This is a genomic window from Granulicella sp. dw_53, assembly GCF_018449545.1.
Taxonomy (GTDB): Bacteria; Acidobacteriota; Terriglobia; order Terriglobales; family Acidobacteriaceae; genus Edaphobacter.
In genome coordinates this window covers 355,412-375,018 of sequence record NZ_JAAVUR010000004.1, presented here as the reverse complement: position 1 = coordinate 375,018, position 19,607 = coordinate 355,412, and the positions used below count along the sequence as shown (strand labels likewise).

General features: G+C 59.4%; 12 protein-coding genes. 6 read left to right on the top strand and 6 right to left on the bottom strand.

The genetic code is table 11. From position 1 onward, the window contains the following. Nucleotides 1-353: 353 nt before the first annotated feature. Together HB393_RS08950 and HB393_RS08945 are read right to left on the bottom strand one after the other, a co-directional pair. A complete protein-coding gene (locus tag HB393_RS08950) occupies nt 354-920 on the bottom strand; it encodes a hypothetical protein (RefSeq protein ID WP_213804808.1) in 567 nt (188 codons plus the stop codon). Then, a complete protein-coding gene (locus tag HB393_RS08945) occupies nt 920-6,367 on the bottom strand; it encodes an Ig-like domain repeat protein (protein WP_213804807.1) in 5,448 nt (1,815 codons plus the stop codon). The genes HB393_RS08950 and HB393_RS08945 overlap by 1 nt, the downstream gene beginning before the upstream one ends. Before the next feature lie 531 nt (nt 6,368-6,898). Between HB393_RS08945 and glgX the strand changes: the two genes are divergently transcribed. Beyond that, nucleotides 6,899-9,064 (top strand): glycogen debranching protein GlgX, encoded by a 2,166-nt coding sequence (glgX, locus tag HB393_RS08940; RefSeq protein ID WP_213804806.1) that lies wholly within the window; start codon nt 6,899-6,901, stop codon nt 9,062-9,064. A gap of 119 nt (nt 9,065-9,183) precedes the next feature. Continuing rightward, complete coding sequence (locus tag HB393_RS08935) at nt 9,184-10,062, top strand: hypothetical protein (RefSeq protein WP_213804805.1); 879 nt, start codon at nt 9,184-9,186, stop codon at nt 10,060-10,062. A 30-nt stretch (nt 10,063-10,092) separates the two neighbouring features. On the opposite strand, the gene pqqE is transcribed toward HB393_RS08935, so the two are convergent. Genes pqqE through HB393_RS08915 form a run of 4 tightly spaced genes read right to left on the bottom strand, consistent with a single transcriptional unit; the run spans nt 10,093 to nt 13,123 of the window. Further along, complete coding sequence (gene pqqE, locus HB393_RS08930) at nt 10,093-11,175, bottom strand: pyrroloquinoline quinone biosynthesis protein PqqE (protein WP_213804804.1); 1,083 nt, start codon at nt 11,173-11,175, stop codon at nt 10,093-10,095. A 2-nt stretch (nt 11,176-11,177) separates the two neighbouring features. Next, a complete protein-coding gene (locus HB393_RS08925) occupies nt 11,178-11,432 on the bottom strand; it encodes a PqqD family peptide modification chaperone (RefSeq protein WP_255550922.1) in 255 nt (84 codons plus the stop codon). 33 nt (nt 11,433-11,465) lie between these two features. Further along, the gene (gene pqqC / locus HB393_RS08920; protein ID WP_213804802.1) at nt 11,466-12,230 is read right to left on the bottom strand and encodes a pyrroloquinoline-quinone synthase PqqC; all 765 of its coding nucleotides are present in this window, start codon (nt 12,228-12,230) and stop codon (nt 11,466-11,468) included. Then, on the bottom strand, nt 12,206-13,123 hold the full coding sequence (locus tag HB393_RS08915) for an MBL fold metallo-hydrolase (protein ID WP_213804801.1): 918 nt from the start codon (nt 13,121-13,123) through the stop codon (nt 12,206-12,208). The genes pqqC and HB393_RS08915 overlap by 25 nt, the downstream gene beginning before the upstream one ends. Nucleotides 13,124-13,542: 419 nt before the next feature. On the opposite strand from HB393_RS08915, the gene HB393_RS08905 reads away from it, so the two are divergent. The 4 genes from HB393_RS08905 to HB393_RS08890 are packed head-to-tail and all read left to right on the top strand — an operon-like array spanning nt 13,543 to nt 19,331. After that, nucleotides 13,543-15,216: a lactate permease LctP family transporter gene (locus HB393_RS08905; RefSeq protein WP_218623923.1), complete on the top strand. Its 1,674-nt coding sequence runs from the start codon at nt 13,543-13,545 to the stop codon at nt 15,214-15,216. Nucleotides 15,217-15,273: 57 nt separating this feature from the next. Beyond that, complete coding sequence (locus HB393_RS08900) at nt 15,274-16,743, top strand: FAD-linked oxidase C-terminal domain-containing protein (protein ID WP_213804800.1); 1,470 nt, start codon at nt 15,274-15,276, stop codon at nt 16,741-16,743. Next, nucleotides 16,744-17,955 (top strand): FAD-binding oxidoreductase, encoded by a 1,212-nt coding sequence (locus HB393_RS08895; RefSeq protein WP_213804799.1) that lies wholly within the window; start codon nt 16,744-16,746, stop codon nt 17,953-17,955. A gap of 2 nt (nt 17,956-17,957) precedes the next feature. After that, complete coding sequence (locus HB393_RS08890) at nt 17,958-19,331, top strand: heterodisulfide reductase-related iron-sulfur binding cluster (protein ID WP_213804798.1); 1,374 nt, start codon at nt 17,958-17,960, stop codon at nt 19,329-19,331. The last annotated feature ends 276 nt before the right edge of the window (nt 19,332-19,607 follow it).

Here is a 19,607-nt window from a genome sequence, read left to right as displayed (position 1 = left end):
AGGTCGGTGAAGAGGCAGGTGTAAGCGGATTCGAACCGCCAAACCCTCTAACCGTGTCCGAAAACTACAGACCACCGCTAGACTTTACCGAGTCGACTGACTCTGCTTCACTTCAGGATAATGCAAAGCGGGCTGGGTGTCCATGAAGATTTGTGAGGGAAGTGGGTGGGGTGTGGGGTTTATTTGTTTTGTTTGTTTGGGTTGAGCGTGTGTTTGCTTTCGGTTAGGAAGGGAAGGATAACGCAGTAGGGCTCAGGAGAGGTTTACTTCCCACCCTTCGCGAGAGACAAAGGCGCGAAGGATGGGGCACCCGGGCGTTTGTGCTGGCTGAGGCAATTGCACCCGCCGGTCTCCTAAAAGATCTGGATGCTGATGCCGCTGCTGATTCCGTAGGGGTGAAGGTTGCCGAAGGTGAAGTCGCGCCAGCTTTGGTATTCGACCTGGAGGACGCGGACTCTGATCTTGCGGTTGAGGGAGAAGTCTACGCCGGCGCCGGGGGCGAGGACCAGGTAGTTGCCTACTCCGAAGCCGTAGGGTGCGGTCCAGCGGCCTGTGCCGACCAGGAACTTTACGTAGGGGACGAAGCCGTTGGTGCCGTGCGAGATGCGAGGGCCTACGAGGAGGGTGTCGAGGCGGCTGCCAGCCTCCTGGTTGTAACGGAGGGTCTGGCCTTCGATCTCGACGCCGTAGTCGCGGTGGGGGTTGAGGTCGAGGTAGGCTCCGAAGCCTCCGACGGTCCGGTCTCCGTAGTTGGACTTGAAGAGGGCTCCGGTTACGCCCAAGGCGACGTAGGGGCCGGGGCCGGTGGCGGTGGGTACCGCTTGCGCCCACGCGTTGCGGTTCATGGCCGTGGCCAGGAGCGCAAGCAGTGTGACGAGTTGCAAGATGCGGTTCTGCCGTGAGATGAAGCTGCTCCTCATTACTGGGTCACCGTTAGCGCAATGTCCTTCGATTGGGTGATCCCAGTGCCCATTCCGGATGCGGTTACCTTGAAGCTATAGGCGCCTGGAGGGGTGCCGTTGATGTTGAGACCGCCGCAGCCGGAGAGTCCGAGAGACAGGCCGAGGAAGCAGAGTACCATGAGCAGTCCGCCGAGCGAGACGCGACGCCGTGAGCGGAAGACGAGAAGCCCGAGCAGAGCACCCAAGGGCAGGAAGGCGAGGGCCGTGGTGGAGGGTTTGGTCTCGTTGCGGGCCGTGCTTCCGGCGGTCAGGGGTGAGCCGGTGTCGATGACCAGGTGAACGGTCTGCTTGCCGTTGGCGGCGAGCTTCGCCTGGTCGGTGCTGAAGGTGCAGGTGGCGGCGAAGGGAAGTCCGAGGCAGCCGAGCGACATCGTATCGTTATAGCCGTTGACCGAGGTCAGGGTGAGATCGATGGTGGTGTGCTCCTTGCTCTTGAGGGATACGGCGTATTTGCTCATATCCAGCGAGAACTGCGTGGCCGGGCCGGGGGCGATGGGGGTGGGGACCGAGGAAGAGGTCGAGTAGACGGGATCGCCGCTGTAGGTAGCGACTACGTTGGACTTGCTGAGGTTGAGCAAGATCGTGAGGGTCGCCACGCCGGTCTTGTCGACGACGCTGGTTCCGATGAGGGTGCCGCCGTAGGTGAAGGTGACGATGCCGGTCGGAGTGACGGGGCCGGTCCAGCGAACGGCAGAGATCAGGGTGAGTTGCTGACCGTCGGTGAGCGAGGTGGAGACGGCGGTGAGAGTGGTGGTGGTGGCGCGAAGCTGGACGGTCTGGACGAGGGTGGCTGAGGCGCTGGGGAGATCGGGAACGTCGCCCGCGTAGGTTGCAATGATCGAGTGGGCTCCAGCCGCGAGGGATGGAAGGGTGAGGGTCGCGACGCCGTTGCCGTTGAGGGCGACGGCACCGAGCACCAGGGAGCCTTCAGTGAAGGTGACTAAGCCGGTGGCGGGCTGCGTTCCGCCGTTGACGACTGTGCTGGTCAGCGTGATGGGATCAAGCGTGAGGGAGGGATTCGCGTTGGAGGCCAAGGTGGTGCGCGTGACTTGCTGGACTTGCTGCTGAAGGACGCCGGAGCTGTTGGGGGAGTTGTTGGCGTCGCCGGAGTAGAGGGCGCTGATGGAGTGGATTCCAGGGCTGAGTGTGCTGATGGAGAAGACCGCGACTCCGTTGCCGTTCAAGGTCGCGCGGCCGATGGTGGCGGTTCCATCGAGGTAGGTGATGGTGCCGGTGATGGCTCCGCCGGTTCCGGTGATGGTTGCGGTAAAGGCGATGGCCGCGCCGGAGATGGCGGGATTAGCGCTGGAGGTGAGGACGAGGTTGGTGTCGGCGATACGGATGGTCTGGGTGAGGGCCGCGGAGGTGATGGCCTGGAAGTTGGTGTCTCCGCCGTAGGCCGCGGTGATGTTATGTGCGCCGAGGGTGAGGGTGGAGATGCTGAAGGAGGCTGATCCGCCGCTGATGGTGCTGCTGCCGAGGACGGTTCCTCCGTCCCTAAAGGTTACGGTTCCGGTTGGGACTACTCCGGTCGCTCCTGGAAGGACGGCGGTGAAGGTGACGATCTTGCCAGCGATGGAGGGATTGACGCTGCTAGTGATGGAGATAGCTGTGGCTTGCAGGACCTGTTGGGTGAAGGCGGGCGAGGAACTGGTGGCTTGGTTGGCGTCCCCGGAGTAGACGGCGACGATGGTGTGGTTGCCCAGGACGAGCGTGGAGGTGGAGAAGGCTGCGGAGCCGTTGGAGCTGACGGGGACGGTCGCCAGGGTTGCGCCACCATCCTGGAAGGTGATGGTGCCGGTAGGCGCGAGGCTAGGGCTGTTGGTACGGACGTTGGCGGTGAAGGTGATGGACTGGCCCAGGGAGCTAGGACTCAGGCTGGAGGCGAGGCTGGTGGTGGTCGTGGCGAGTTGGATGCTTTCGACGATGGGGACTGATGTGATGGGGGAGTCGTTCGCGTCGCCACCGTAGAAGGCGGTCAAGGTGTGCTGGCCGACTGTGAGGTTGGAGCGTGTGATGGAGACTGGGGCTGCACCGTTGATGGCTGCGTTTCCAATCTCCGTACCTCCATCCAGGAAGTGAATGAGTCCGGTAGCCTGGCCGCCGTTGCCACTCAAGGTTGCGGTGAGTGTTACGTTGGCTCCGGCGATGGCTGGGTTGACCGAGGTGCCGAACTGGAGGGCAGTGGTGGCGATCACGACGGTCTGGTTGATGGCCGGTGAGTCGCTTGCTACGTTGTTGTCGTCGTGGTTATAGGTCGCGGAGATGGAGTGGGTTCCGACTGACAGGGTTGAGGTGGGGAAGATAGCGACTCCGCCCGCATTGAGTGTGGTCGTTCCAATGATTACGCCTGCATCTTTGAAACTAACTGTGCCGGTCGGAGTGCCGCCGACAGTCGAGACGGTGGCAGTGAATGTAACTTGCTTGCCCGCGATCACAGGATTCGTGTTCGAAGTCACGGCCGTGGTGGTGGTGGACTGCTGAATGTGTTGATCAAGCGGAGGAGTGGAGGAGCTGGTTGCGTAGTTGGTGTTGCCGCTGTAGACGGCGTGTAGATTGTGGTCGCCGACGGTGAGCGTGCTGATGCTTATGGTAGCTACTCCGGTCCCCGACACTGTTCCGGTGCCGAGGGTGACGCCGCCTTCCATAAAGGTGACGGAGCCGGTGATTGCTCCAGCGATAGAGGACCCGGTTCCACCAGTGACGGTCGAGGTGAGGGTCAGGGGCGCTCCGGCGTTTGAGGGATTCGCGCTGGATGCGATGGTTGTGGTGGTTACGACCTGTTGTATGGTCTCGATGACTGGTGCCGAGGTGCTGGTGATGTTAGAGGTATCCCCCGGGAAGACGGCGGTGATCGAGTGTGTTGCTGGAGCGGGAGCGAGCGAGCCGGTTGAGAAGGAGGCGGTGGCCATGCCTGCGCCTGCGGTCAGGACGCCGCTGCCGATTAACGTCGTTCCGTTGTCGTAGAAGTTGACGGAGCCGGTGGGGATTGGGCCGCCGTTGCTGGTGACGGTCGAAGTGAAGGTGACGGTCGTGTTGACGGTGACGGTAGCAGCGCTCGTGGTGAGGGTCGTCGCGGTGGCGGCCTGCGATACGTGCTGAGTGGTCGTGTTGGATGTGCTGTCCAGGTTGTTCGTATCGCTGGAAGCATAGACCGCAAAGATGATGTGATCCCCAGGGGATAAGGTCGTAAGATTCATGACGGCTGTGCCGGTGTTGCTGAGAGCAACAGCGCCAAGGGTCGTCGCTCCTTCAAAGAATCTGACCGTACCAGTGGGGGTGCCGAGGAAGCCGCCGAGGGTCGCGGTAAAGGTTACGCTTTGCGACACGATCGAGGGGTTCGGAGTCGACACCAGGACCAAGGTGGTGATCTGCTTAACGAGCTGATTGAGTTTGTCGGACGTGCTATTGGCGTTGGAGGCGTCGCCGCTATAGACCGCCGTTATGGGGTGGGTTCCGCGTGTAAGAGCCGATGTGGTGACGGTGGCGCTTGCACTGACATCCACGGGAAGGACGGCGCTAATCGCGGTAGGTCCATCGAAGAACTGGACTGTGCCAGTGACTGCCGCGGTTCCGGTCGTCGTGATATGCGCGGTGAAGGTGACAGCCTGGCCGACGCCGGAGGGGTTAAGGCTGGAGGTCACGGTTACGGTGGTGGGATCGACGTCGAGGACGATGCCTGAGAGTCTCACTACGCCGGGTGAATTGGTCGCATCAGTCTTGACCGTGAGGGTTCCGCTGGCAGGAGTGCCTGTGACGGTTGGCGCGAACTCCACGCCGATGCTGCAAGCGACGGTTGTGGGAAGTAGCTGGTTGGCCTGGCAACTTGTTGTCGCTGTATCTGTCGCCGCATTGACCAGGTCGAGCTCCAGCAGAGTCATGACGGCGTTGCCGTCGTTCTCTAAGGACTCCGGCAAGGGGGCTGAGGTTCGTCCGACTCGCATGGTCGGGAAGGCCAGGGTTGCGAGGTTGCTGCTGATCTTGCGGATGCGGTTGTGGAACATGTCCGCGATGTAAAGGTTGCCAGGGCCGTCGAGCTGCAGCGCATAGGGACCGTAGAGCCCTGCGGCGTCGGAGTTGATCCCGTCTTGTATGGCGGCCTCTCCGGCGGTTCCTGCGATGGTGCTGATGACCTTCGTTACACTGTTGACCTTGCGTATGCGGCCGTTTCCAGCGTCGCCGATATAGATATTGCCGGCGACGTCGACCGTAACGCTGGCAGGATTGTAGAGAGTTGCGGATTGCGCGCTCGACCCGTCTCCGGAGAAGCCTTGGGTTCCAGTACCAACGACCGTCGTGATGATGCCGGATGGAGCGAGCATGCGGATGACGTTGTTATCGAGATCCGCGATGTAGAGGGTGCCATCGGGGGTGACGCTGAGTCCCCAGGGAGTCTGGAGGGTTGCGGAGGTACCCTGTCCGCCGTCTCCGGTGTAGCCGGCTACGCCTGTTCCGGCGACGGTGGAGATGATGCCGGTGGAGAGCACTAATTTACGGATGACGTCGTTGCCCTTGTCCGCGATATAGAGATTGCGGGCGGAGTCCAGGGCGAGCCCTGAGGGCTGGTTCAAGAGCGCAGCCGTGGCGAGCGCACCGTCGCCGGAGTACCCGGTCTGCGTGCCGATACCGGCGATAGTAGAGATATTGTGTGTGACCGCGTCCACCATGCGGATGACGTTGTTAGTGGTGTCGGCAAAGTAGAGGTTCCCCGCACCGTCGATGACGAGAGCAGAAGGATTGCTCACCATTGCACTCGTTGCCGGGCCGGTGTCGCCGGAGAAGCCCGGTGAACCGTTTCCTGCGAAGGTGGAGATGGTTTGCGTAGGAGCGTCGATGCGGCGGACGCGATTATTGCTCGAATCGGAGAGGAAAAGGTTGCCTGCGCCGTCGATAGCGACGCCCATGGGCAGGAAGATGGGAGCATCCGTAGCGGCAACGCCATCTGCTACATAGGTCCATTGTCCATTGCCGGCGACGGAGTTGATGATGCCAGGGATGATCAATCCCAGAGGAGCGTGGCTGAGGCCATCCATATAACCGACGCCGATACGGTTGCCAGCACTATCCAGCAGGACGACGGCGCCGGTATGGAAGCCTGGGTATGTCGGCTGAAGCTTTACGTTCACAGTGCAGGTCGGGGTCCCGAGGAGTACCTGACTGAGCGCACATGAGCCTCCGCCGACGTCCGTGAAGTCAGTGCTTACGGAGCCTTGAGTCAGCACCTGAATTGAACCGATCGTGGCGCCCGGTACCGTTACGGTTACCGTGACCAGTTGTGTCGAAGACGGGGTGCCGGCGAGGAGTTCGGGGAAGTGGAAGACCTGGGCTCCGGCTGTGCCGGCGAGGAGACCTACGGCGCAGGTGGCGCCGATGAGGCGCGTGAGGTGTCTTCGTAACTTGTTCAAGCTCCAACCCGTTCGGAGAACAGGGTTCGGGAGATGGTTAAGGGGGTTGCTGCGGATGTCGGAAGACACGAGTGGTACAGGCCCTAACTGCATTCTTACGCCTCGCTACTGTTACATAACTGCCCCAGTAACGTTGACCGAGGCAGTAGCGAGGGTCTCCTGCGGAGCATGCAATGTCCTTCGTTCAGTCATTGCATACTTAGTCCGTGGGTCTTACTCGCTCCCCAAAACTAACAATAAAGACAAGAGATAGGATCACCCTAAAGTGCTACCGAAAGTGCACGAAGGGAGTACAACCCGTGCGTCGGCGCCATGTATCCCGAAGAAAGCGACGTTTCTCTAGCTGCTAACTTTCATAGTTATCGAAACGATATGTGCGCCATCATACGTTTATTTAATAATTCTGTGTAAGAGTGAGCAGATTAGTACAGTTTCAGACCCGGACATCGGGAGATGGTCCATCTGCATCTATCGCAACTATAGATAAGTAATAACTCGCAGAAGATAACTGCGACTACCGAAAGTGAGCTTATGCAGCGAACGTTGTTACCTGGAAGACCTTACCCACTGGGCGCGAAGGCTAACTCCAAAGGCACTAATTTTGCTTTGTATTCAGAGCATGCTACGGCTGTATCTGTCTGCTTCTTCGATGAGAAGGGAGTCCAAACCGATTGTGTCGCTCTCAAGGAGCGTACAGCCTTCACCTGGCATGGACTTATCCGTAACATCAAACCCGGCCAGCTTTATGGCTATCGCGTCGATGGCCCGTGGGAGCCGGAGAAGGGGATGCGCTTCAATGCTTCCAAGTTACTTGTAGATCCCTACGCCGAAGCGATCTCGGGACAGGTCGATTGGAAGGCTCCGGTCTTCGCTTACAAGGTCGAGACCGGCGACGATCTGCAGATCTGCGATAAGGACAGCGCCAACGGCATGCCGAAGAGCGTCGTCGTGGCACAGGATTTCGACTGGGGAGGCGATTGTCCTCCTCAGACTCCGCTCGCGGACTCGGTGATCTATGAGGTGCATGTCCGGGGCTTCTCGAAGACCAATCCCAATGTTCCGGAGGAGTTACGAGGAACTTATGCGGGATTGGCGCACCCGGCCAGCATCGACTATCTAAAGAAGTTAGGCATCACGGCGGTCGAGTTACTGCCGGTGCATCACTTTGTGGATGATGGGCACTTAGTGGACCGTGGCCTGACAAACTATTGGGGCTATAACACGCTGGGTTACTTCGCTCCGGAGGCTCGATATAGCTCCTGTGGAGACCGTGGCGGGCAGGTAGGTGAGTTCCGAGAGATGGTGAAGGCGCTGCACGCCGCGGGGATCGAGGTGATTCTCGATGTGGTCTATAACCACACCTGCGAGGGCAACCATCTTGGGCCGTCGCTGAGCTTCAAAGGGATCTGTAACACGACGTACTATCGCCTTGTGGAAGACAATCCCCGCTATTACATGGACTACACCGGGACCGGCAATACGCTCAATGTGCGTAATCCGCAGGTCTTGAAGCTGCTGATGGATAGTCTGCGGTATTGGGTCACCGAGATGCATGTGGATGGATTCCGCTTCGATCTAGCTGCTACTTTGGCCCGCGAGTTACACGACGTCGATCGACTTAGCGGGTTCTTCGATACGATCCACCAGGATCCTACGCTTGCGGATGTAAAGCTGATTGCAGAGCCCTGGGATGTTGGAGAGGGTGGCTATCAGGTGGGTAACTTCCCTGTTCTATGGGCGGAGTGGAACGGGAAGTATAGGGATACGGTTCGCAGGTTCTGGAAGGGTGATGGAGGACAGCTCTCCGATTTCGCCTATCGCTTGACTGGCTCGAGTGATCTCTATCAGTACGATGGCCGCAAACCTTACGCGAGCATCAACTTCATCACCGCGCATGACGGCTTCACGCTGTGCGATCTGGTGAGTTACGACGGAAAGCATAACGAGGCCAATGGCGATGACAATCGCGATGGCACGGACGATAACGACTCCTGGAACATGGGAGCAGAGGGTCCGACGGACGATCCGGCGATCAACGAGATGCGCGAGCGGCAGACTCGAAACTTCCTGACGACCTTGCTCTTCAGCCAGGGTGTTCCGATGATCGCGGGTGGAGATGAGATCGCCCGATCGCAGCGAGGCAATAACAACGGCTACTGCCAGGACAATGAACTTACCTGGTATGACTGGAAACTAGATGAGCGGCGTACTCGTCTTTTGGAGTTCACCTCAAGGTTGGTTCAGATGAGACGCTTGCATCCTAACCTGCATCGCCGAAAGTTCTTTCAGGATAGAACGGTGCGCAACTCGGTGATCCGCGATATCGCATGGTACTCGACCGATGGAAACGAGATGCCGGAGGAGGCATGGAACTCGGGCTGGGTGCGATCCATGGGGATGATGCTGAATGGCAAGACGCTGCAGATCTCGGACGACGAAGGCGCTTCGGTGCAGGATGACAGCTTTCTGTTGTTCGTCAACGCGTCGCATGAAGGGGTCGAGTTTACGCTTCCACCACCGCCGAACGGTTCGCCGTGGTCGCATCTGATTAATACAGAGAACATTAACGACCCGTTTGATTTTCGTGAGGCGAACGAAAAGGTCATTGTGGGCGGACGGAGCATGGTGGTCTTTTGTGATCATCCGGCTCCAAAGGCCGACGCTCCGGAGCCCAAGAAGCAAAAGGGAAAGAGCTAGCGCTTCGGTAAGCTTGTGGACGGACTTCTCCGATTGTGCTTCGATTGTGAGTAAGAGCCGTTCCTTCACCAGGGATGGATGTAATGTTCCCTTGAACATGAGCGGGCGATCGGATTGATATGAGTACTGTGCGTGTGGAGTTGTTTTGTCGGATCTTCGGCATCTTTCGAGTGCGAACGATCCTCGGCGTGGTGCTTTTCTTCGGAATGTCGTCCTTTGCAGCGTGGGGCGGTAGCGTGCCGCTCACTGGCACGGTGCTGAATGAGGGTTATTACGATCTCTATAACCTTGCCTTTCCCGCGGCTCACGCCAAGTTTCAGAGCTGGATGAATCAGCATCCGGATGACCCTTTGGGACCGGCTTCGGATGCGGCGGCGTATCTGTTCTCGGAGTTCGACCGCCTTGGTGTCCTCGACATCGAACTTTTCTCCGACGATTCTCGCTTCGAGAGCAGGAAGCGTCCAGCTACCGACCCTGCCGCGCAGAAGGGCTTTAACGAGAGGGCTGACCAGGCCGATCGCCTAGCGGATGCGGCTCTGCAGCGCAATCCGAAGGACACCAATGCACTCTACAGCAAGACGGTGGTTGCGGGTATGCGTGCGGATTGGGCTTCGCTTATCGATCGGCACGAGTATGGCGCGTATAAGCTGAGCGCGCAGGCCAGCAAATATGCGCGTCAGGTCCTGGCGATCGATCCAAACCTCTATGACGCGAACCTCGCCAGCGGAATTGAGAACTACATGCTCAGCTTGAAGGCCGCCCCGATCCGATGGTTTCTCGGTATGGCTGGGGCAGGGACCAACAAGGAAGAGGGCATTCGTCTGCTTCGGATCACTGCGGAGCGTGGCCATTATCTAGCGCCCTTTGCACGGTTGATGCTCGCGGTCGGGGAGCTGCGCGACGGGCGCAAACAGCAGGGCAAGGAGATTCTGCAAAGTCTGGCGAAGGAGTTTCCGCAAAATACGCTCTATGAGCGCCAGATCGCTCGGATTCACTGATCGGTTGTTACTGCTGATTACGGCGTGAGACTAACCTCGCCAGATGGGGAGGACGTCTGGCACGGATGTTCGCAGGCTTTGAAGGACGCCGTGGTGGGGGCTGTAGCCGCAGACTGGATCGATGGCTTCGGCGTCACCGGTCAGCATGAAGGCCTGGCAGCGACAGCCGCCGAAGTCGCGTTCTTTTCGAGGGCATACGAGGCAGGTCTCGGGCATCCAGGCGTCTCCGCGAAAGCGCTGGAAGGCGGGGGAAGACTGCCAGATCCAAGCGAGGTCGTGTTCGCGGACGTTGTCGAAGGACAGGTCCGGAATAATCGCCGCCGAGTGACAGGGAAGAGCCTGGCCGACAGGGTCGATGAGCATCATCTGCCGACCCCAGCCGCCGACGCAGGCTTTAGGGAAGCTGCCGAAGTAGTCAGGGAAGACGGCTTCGAGATGGATTCTGCCCTTGAGCCTCTGCTTCGCCGCTTCGACGATCGGCAGGGAGCGATGGACCTGCTCTTCGGTCGGCATGAGCAACGAGCGATTCTTCAGAGCCCAGCCGTAGTACTGAACGTGAGCTATCTCGAGGCGGTCGGGGTTGAGATCTTCGGCCAGGGCGATGAACTCTTCGAGACGGTCGAGGTTCATGCGGTGCACGACGAGATTGATGGTGAAGGCCAGGTGGAACTTCTTGAGGACGGGGACGAGAGCTAGCTTGATGGCGTGCGCTCTGGTTCCGGCGATGTGGTTGGCCGAGACCTCGTCTAGATCCTGAAAGCTGAGCTGCAGATGTTCGAGGCCTGCTTCGACAAGACCGGCGAGGCGTTCTTCGGTGAGGCCCACGCCGGAGGTGATCATGTTGACGTAGAGCCCGGCTTCGCGGCCGGCCTTGATCAGTTCGGGCAGATCTTTGCGGGCGAGCGGTTCGCCTCCGGTGAGGTGTAGATGCAGCACTCCCATCTGCGCTGCCTGCTGGAAGACGCGTCTCCAGTCTTCGGTAGAGATCTCGGCGTCGGCGCGTTGCATCTCGACCGGGTTCGAGCAGTAGAGGCAGTGCAAGGGACAACGATGCGTCAGTTCCGCGATGAGGGAGAGGGGAGAGGCGGGGATGGGGGAGCTCGGCTGTGTCATGCTCAGATCCGGATGACGCCGCGTTGCTGCATGCGGTCGAGCAGGCCGAGAACGTCGGCTTGGACCTCAACGGCATCCGCGCCTTCATACTGCTTGAGCAGCTCGGTGACGATGGAGGTTACGGTTTGCGTGCCGTCCAAACGAGTCAAGATCTCGCGCGTCGGTCCGGTGAGGTTCAGCGTGCCCTCCGGGACGAGCAGCACACTCTCTGTCGGATGAAGCCTACAGCCGGGAGCGAGCCTTGGGATTGAGTTCATGTCCATTTCGTAGCTTTCTGGATCGGTGAAATTTTACTCGGAGCTGGGAACGAAGGCGCCGGGCGGTATGTTGCCGGGCACCACATAGGCGTAGTCGATGGCATCGAGCTGCGCCCACAGAATGGCGCACTTCGCCTCCAGCGCCTGGATGACCTGTTCTTGTTGGGCGCGGGTGGTGGCGTGGGTGGCTACGTAGTCAAAGGCGAAGGTCGCATCCTCCGGCGCCTGGGTGAGACGGCCCACGAAGTAGGCCAGCCCCGGAGTCAGGTAAGGATAGTGGATGCGCATCTGATCCATGCGAAGTGAGATAAGGTCGCGGGAGAAGAGCTCGGTGAGCGAAGAAGCTACTGCGACGAGGAGAGAGCTGTCGCGGACCAGTGCGAGGTAGGCATCCACGGCATAACGGACTCCCGGCAAGACGCCGTTGCAGGGAATGACCTGCTCGCGGGAGAGGCCGCTGGCTTCAGCGAGTTGAATCCACTTCTCCACGCCGCCGTATCCGTCCTGATCGCCGTCGTGATCGAGGATGCGCTTGCGCCAGGCGCGGCGGAAGGCAGGGTCATCGCTCTTGGCGAGCAGCAAGGAATCCTTGATGGGGATGCGGCTTTGGTAGTAGTAGCGATTGAGCGCCCAAGCCTGCAACTGGCCGCGTGTCAGCTCGCCCTGGTGCATGCGGAGGTGGAAGGGATGCCGATGATGATAACGGCTGTCCCCTACTGCCTGGAGCCGGTCGCGCAGCTCCTTCCGGGAGAGAAGATCCGTCTCTAGTCCTGCTATGGTCGCTGATTCAGTTGCCATCCGTCATATCCTATTTCCCATCCGGCATCGATTGCTGTCTTGTACTCCCGGCTGCGTGGATCGAGTACGGGATTGGTGTTGTTCATATGGACGAATACCTTGCGTGGAAAGTCTAAGTCAGCCAGAAGGGCGATGGTGCCGTCGTCTCCGCTGAGGGGGACGTGCCCTATGGCGCGAGCGAGAGGCGTGCCGGAGTGGGTCCGGCTGAGCTCCGCATCGCTCCAAAAGGTGCCATCGACCAGAATTACATTGCACGAAGCATAGAGGGAGCGCAGGTCATCTGTTATCTCCGGAACAGAGGGCGTATAGGCCACGCGCACGCCGTCGGCCTCCAGCAGAAGGCCCAGGCTGGCCTGTCCCTCCTCTCCGTTGTCCAACTCGCGCGCGTAAAAGGGGAGGGAACCGGGGAGCGGGATTGGTGTGCAGACGATCTCCGGGCTGCCGAGCGCGAAACTCTCTTCTGGGGCGATCTCGATCCAGGTGAGCTGATTGGGGACGCGGTGCAGCATTCGGAAGAAGCTGTTTGCTTCGAGCGTCTTGCGAACCAATGCCGTTGCGTAGACGGTGAGGGGCTGGAACTCCCTGAGGAGAAGCAGGCCTAGCACTTGATCCAGGTCCGCGCTGGTCAAGACGATGGATTGGATGGGAGTGTTTCGTCTGCCGTGAACGGCAGATGGCTGCAGCTCTGGGTTCGCCTCGATCTGAAAGCGGAGATCGGGAGAGGCGTTCAAGAGAGACCACTTCTGACCATCGGTTGAGACTGTGGCTTGAAGCTGAAGGCGGGGTTGGACGATCTGTGGATGCTTTCTGCAAAGGTCGCAGAGATTACAGGAGCAATTCCACTGGGGAATGCCACCACCGGCGGCAGTCCCCAGCATTTTTAAATCAAACACCGATTAGAGTTCTGCAGGTGCGTAGCAGTTGATCTCGCATCCGAGGTTAACTTCTTGGAAATCCGGGCGGGTCCAGGTCTTCGTCTTCAAGGGTGATCTCCTGTGTTGGGTTTGAGTCTATGGGCTGGGGCGGTCCCTGCCTTTGCCTGCCGAAATTGTACATAGATTTGTGGATATCTGGTAAGGGGTAGGTGTCGGCGGGAAGGATCGTGGTGAAAGTCTCCTTCCGATGTCGTTGCATTCAAATCTGTAAGCTGTCGCTATACTGGCCAGCGGAGTCCTTAAACAGGAATAACGGTTGTTCGGTTTTCGACCTGGCCCTTTTTTCACGAGCTTGGCTATACCTCCTTCGTCCCTTTTGTCCTTTATCTCAAGAGCACTCTGAACGATTCTTCCAGGCTTCAATGAGGAACTTCTTCATGACGGTGGTTTGGCCTCAACCTTATTACCTCTTCGGTCAGGGACTTGGCGTCTCTGCTTTCCTGGCGATGATTCCGACGCTGCTTCTCCTGTATCTACTGGCGGTGAAGCGCAAACCGTCGTGGGTCGCGGCTCTTTCCGGGCTGGGCGCGACCATGCTGCTGGTGATGCTTGCGTATGGGATGTCCGTACGCCATACCTTCAGCGCCGTAGCGTATGGAGCGTCCTTTGGCGTCTTTCCGATCTCGTGGATCGTATTCTGGGCCCTGGTGCTGTACGAGATTACTGTGCGCACGGCGAAGTTCGAGGTAATTAAAGACTCGATCGGCTCCATCACCTCCGACAAGCGAATGCAGGCGCTGTTGATTGCGTTCGCGTTCGGGGCCTTCATCGAGGGCTGTGCGGGATTTGGGACGCCGGTGGCTGTAGCGGCCGCAATGATGGTGGGCTTGGGCTTCTCCTCGCTGTATGCCTCGTCGATCTGCCTGCTGGCCAATACTGCGCCGGTGGCGTTCGGGTCGATCGGCATTCCGGTGATCACGCTGGCCGGTATCACCGGGCTATCGCTGGAGAGATTAAGCGGCATGGTGGGACGCCTGAGCGCTCCCATCTCCTTTTTTCTGCCGGCTTACCTGATCCTGGTGACGAGCGGGTTCCCGGCCATGATCGAGGTGTGGCCTGCGGTCTTGGCTTGCGGAGCTGTCTTTGCGACCGTTCAGTTCTGCGTTTCGAACTTCATCGGTCCGCAGTTGACGGATATCTTGAGCTCCATCGCCGCGATGAGCGCGCTGGTGATTCTGCTGCGCTTCTGGCAGCCCAGCAATCTGGAGCAGCATGTTCGCACCTCGGAAGAGGATGTCATGGCCGCGACGGACATTCTGCCCTACGAGAGAGAGCCAGGCAGCACCGGCCCGCACTACACGGCGCGTCAGATCTGGGCCGCCTGGATGCCTTACGCCTTCCTGGTTGTGCTCGTCCTAGCATGGGGGTATCAGCCATTCCTGACGATCTTGAATAAAGCTTCAATTTCGTTCGCATGGCCGGCTCTCCACGATGAGATCGTACGTATGCCTCCGGTCGTCCAGGCTCCGACGAAGTATGTAGCTATGTTCAACTTCAACTGGCTGTCGGCGTCTGGTACCTCCTGTATGTTCGCGTCGTTGTTGTCCGCGATCTGCTGCGGCATGCGGCCCAGGGAACTAGGCGCCATCATCCTGGCTGTGGCTCGAAAGCTGATTCGGCCTACGATTACGGTGGCCTCCATGCTGGCGATGGCGTTCGTGATGAACTACAGCGGAGCCACGGGGACGCTGGGTCTTGCATTTTCGGCCAGCGGCGTGGTCTTTCCCTTCTTCAGCCCGATTATGGGTTGGCTGGGAGTCTTTCTTACGGGGTCGGACACCTCGTCCAATGCGCTCTTCGGCAATCTGCAGGTGGTTAGTGCGACGCGCCTTGGCTTCGATCCGGTGTTGATCGCTGGTGCGAACTCGGTCGGAGGAGTGATGGGAAAGATGATCAGTCTGCAGACGATTGCGGTAGCAGCTGCTGCTACGAATATGTCGGTTGCGGAGCAGTCGAAGCTCTTCCGCTTCACCCTGCGGCACAGCATCTTCCTGGCGGTCGCCGTCGGAGTAGAGGTGATGTTGTATGCCTACGTCTTCCATGTGCGCTAGCCGACCCACTGTTTCCGCCCGATTGGCGGGTATCTTTTTGACGTACTATGATTTCCTATGCTGAATTCGGCCATTTTGGATGCTTTACGCGCTGCCGTGGATGTGGAAGGCGCTACGTTGCCGAGCGGTTTGATCACCGCGACGAACCAGCTCCAGACCTACGAGTGCGATGGACTGACCAACATGCGCGCCCTTCCCGGCGCGGTCGTCCTGCCTCGCAGCACGGAGCAGGTACAGGCGGTCGTTCGCATCTGCGACCAATTTCGAATTCCTTTTGTCGCACGCGGAGCAGGCACTGGCCTCAGCGGGGGAGCATTACCGGCGGAAGGTGGAGTGGTCATCAGCTTCGCTCGCATGAATCGCATCCTCGAGATCGATATCCCGAATCAGAGGCTCATTGTTGAGCCGGGAGTGATCAACACGCATGTGACGGACGCCGTGGCTGCTTATGGGTACTTCTATGCGCCCGATCCGTCCTCGCAGACTGTGTGCACCATTGGCGGCAACGTGGCGGAGAACGCCGGCGGAGCGCACTGTCTGAAGTACGGCTTTACTACGACTCACGTCCTGAGTCTGGAGGTTGTGCTGCCGAATGGCGAACTCGCCACGTTCGGATCCAGTGCTCCAGATGCGCCTGGATACGACCTGACTGGAGTCTTTGTTGGGTCGGAGGGAACCTTGGGTGTTGCGACGAAGATTACGCTTCGCATCGTGAAGCGGCCCGAGACGGTGCAGGTGCTGCTGGCAGCGTTCGACTCGACGTCTGCCGCGGCTCAGGCGGTCTCCGATGTGATCGCTGCGGGAATGCTGCCTGCTGCCTTGGAGATGATGGACAGGCTCTCGGCAAAGGCCTCGGAGGCGGCGGTTCATCCTAACTATCCTGTCTGCGAGGCTCTGCTGTTGGTTGAGCTGGATGGTCCTGAGGCTGAGGTGAATGCGCAGATGGCGGAGGCGACCGCGCTCTGCCAGAAGAATGGAGCTTGGGAGGTTCGGCTGGCGCAGACGGCGCAGGAGAGAGGACTGATCTGGAAGGGGCGTAAGGCGGCCTTCGCGGCGATGGGACGCATCTCGCCGAACTATATCGTTCAGGATGGCGTGATTCCACGGACTGCTCTGCCAGTGGTGCTGGAGGCGATCAGCCGCATGGCTACTGAGGTTCAGCTGCGCGTGGCGAATGTCTTCCATGCTGGCGATGGCAACCTTCATCCCATGGTGCTGTATGACCAGGCGATTCCGGGACAGGAGGAGATTGCCCTCGATTTGTCGTATCGCATTCTGCATCTGTGCGTCGATCATGGAGGATCCATCACGGGCGAACATGGCGTCGGCAAGGAGAAGCAGCAGGCGATGGGATATATGTTCAGTGAACCTGATCTCGATACCATGCAGTTGGTTCGACATGCCTTCGATCCGCACAACATCGCGAATCCCGATAAGCTCTTTCCGCGCACGCGTCTTTGTGGCGAGAAGAGCGGACCTTACATTCCTCATCCGCTGGAGACAGCGGGCGTTGCAGAGTTCTTCTAAGTGACGGCCGCGCTGAGCAGCTTCGACGATCTTCGTGCCTCGCTTGGTGCGTCGCTGAACGTTGCCTCGATGGTCGAGCGCGACGGGAAGATTGTCGTGTCGCCGCAGAGCACAGAAGAAGTTGCGGCGATTACGAGTTATGCCAACGAGAGAGAGCTGGCGATTGAGATCGTCGGCGCTGGAACCAAGCGTGGCTGGGGCAATCCTGTCCAAGCGAATATTTTGCTTGAGACCGCGCGACTGACAGGGATGCGCGGGCATAGCTGGCAGGATCTTACGGCGACTGTCGCCGTGGGGACGCCGTGGGCTGCGATGCAGCGGACGCTGGCGGCGCATGGACAGTGGGTCGCGCTCGATCCGTTGTGGCCGGAGACGGCGACCGTGGGAGGCATTATCGCCACGAATGACTCTGGTGCGCTGCGGCTGAGGTATGGCAGCTTGCGAGACCTCATCATCGGCATGACTCTGGTGCTGGCCGATGGGACGGTCGCGAAGTCCGGAGGCAAGGTGGTGAAGAACGTCGCGGGTTACGATCTGCACAAGCTGATGACGGGAGCGTTCGGCACGTTGGGCGTCATCACGGAGGTTACTTTCCGGCTGCATCCGATTCCGGCTCAGACGCGTTCGTGGTCTCTCTCGTCAGAGGCTGCGGAGCCGCTTGGCGAGCTGATGCTGAAGGTTCTCGACTCGCAGCTTAGTATCCAGGCGATCCAGCTTCGAGCCAGTTCCGCAGGCTATGCGCTCGACGTCGAGCTTGCTACGCTTCCTGAGGTTCTTACGCTGCAGGTCGCGGCGCTCGATCGGCTCGCTGAGAGCGTTGTTGCGACTTCTCTCGTTTCACAGGACCAGCCGTTTGGCGCTCGGGAGGAGCTCTTTGCTCCTGCTGGTGGCTTGATTGTGAAGGCTACGATGTTGCCTTCTGCTGTTGCCTCCGTCTCCTCGGAGGTGGTGCGTTTGGGTGGCTCTGCAGTGACGCAGGCGACTGGGATCATGTACGCGCGGTTTCCTGATGGCGTTGCGGCGAAGGCTCTGGTGGCTCTGCGTGCTTCTGTGACTGCTGCCGGCGATGGGTCCGTTACTGTGCTGCGCGGACTGGATGCTTCGGCTTCGCCTTGGAGTGCTGAAGGTGTCTCTGCGCTTTCGCGTGAGATCAAACGGCGGTTCGATCCCAATGGAATTCTCAATCCAGGCCGTTTTGTCGGTGGAATATAACTATGTCTCATCTCACTCAGATTGAACCACCTTTGCCTTCGAGCTTCGATCCGCATCATGCTCCGGAGAAGGAGCTGCTTGCGGATTGCGTGCACTGCGGCTTCTGCCTGCCTGCGTGTCCGACGTACGTGCTGTGGGGCGAGGAGATGGATTCTCCTCGTGGACGCATTTACATGATGCAGAAGGCGAGCGAGGGGAAGGCTCCTCTCGACCAGAACTTTCGCCTGCATATGGACAACTGCCTGGGCTGCATGGCGTGTATGACAGCGTGTCCTTCGGGCGTTCAGTACAGCAAACTGATCGAAGATACGCGGGCGCAGGTGGAGCGTAATATTCCGCGCTCGACCGAGGACTCTCTGTTCCGGCGGATGCTGTTTGCGACGTTTCCGTATCCGGCGCGACTGCGGATGATGGCTGCTCCGCTGTTCCTCTATCAGAGGTCGGGATTGCAGGTTCTGGTTCGCGGGTCGGGGCTGCTGAAGCTTGTTCCGAAGCGATTTGCGGCGATGGAGGCCTTGCTTCCTACGGTTCCAGCGCGGTTTGCGTGGAAGATGCCGGGGCGCGCTGTTCCGGTTGGTGCGGTTCGGCGGCGCGTTGGGATGCTGACGGGATGTGTGCAGCAGGTGTTTTTTTCGCATGTGAATGCGGCGACTGCGCGTGTGCTCGCGGCGGAGGGCTGCGAGGTGATCACTCCGCAGGACCAGCCTTGCTGCGGAGCGCTGATGGTGCATAGCGGGCTGGAGGAGCAGGCTGCCGCGATGGCTCGAAGGATTATCGAGATCTTCGAGCGGGAGAACGTTGAGACAGTGGTGATCAACGCGGCCGGTTGCGGCTCGACGATGAAGGAGTATGGCCATCTGCTGCGCGACGATCCGCAGTGGGCGGAGCGGGCGAGGGCGTTCTCCGCGAAGTGCAAGGACATTACGGAGATCCTGTGTGAGCTTCCGCCGATCGCTCCGCGTCATCCGCTTCCGTTGAAGATTGCGTATCACGATGCGTGTCATCTGCGGCATGCGCAGGCGATTTATCAGCAGCCGCGGGACTTGCTTGCCGGGATTCCCGGGCTGCAGGTGGCGGAGATTGCGGAGCCGAGTCTTTGCTGCGGTTCTGCTGGCGTCTATAACCTGCTGCAGCCGGAGCCTGCACAGCAGCTTGGCGACCGGAAGGTCGGGAACCTGCTGGCGACCGGGGCTGAGGCGGTTGTCTCCGCGAATCCGGGATGTCTGCTGCAACTGATGAGTGGTCTGCGGCGCAGGGGGGAGAGGACGCTGCCTGCGTTCCACATGGTCGAGTTGCTGGATGCCTCGATCCGCGAGGTTTCGGTGGGGACGCTTCTTAGCGGGAAGAAGGATCTCTTCGTGGCGCATGATGCGTAGCCCGTTGCCCGGGGGGTGCCCCCCGTTGCCTGGGCGTAACGCGAGTCTTTTCAGTGGGATGTCGGCGGTGGGTTGCTCCAAATTCCTCTGAATAAATGGCTTGCGGCCAAATACGTGCAGTGGCTTGGGTTACGCCTTGTTTTGTTAAAGAGCGAAACCCCGGATGGCCGGGGTTCTCTTTTTTGTTGCTGTTTTTATTTTATCAAGTGGTCGATAACTAACATGCCACTTTGTTTTATTTATTATCCTGCTTGTTTTTATGTGTTTGCGGGGTTA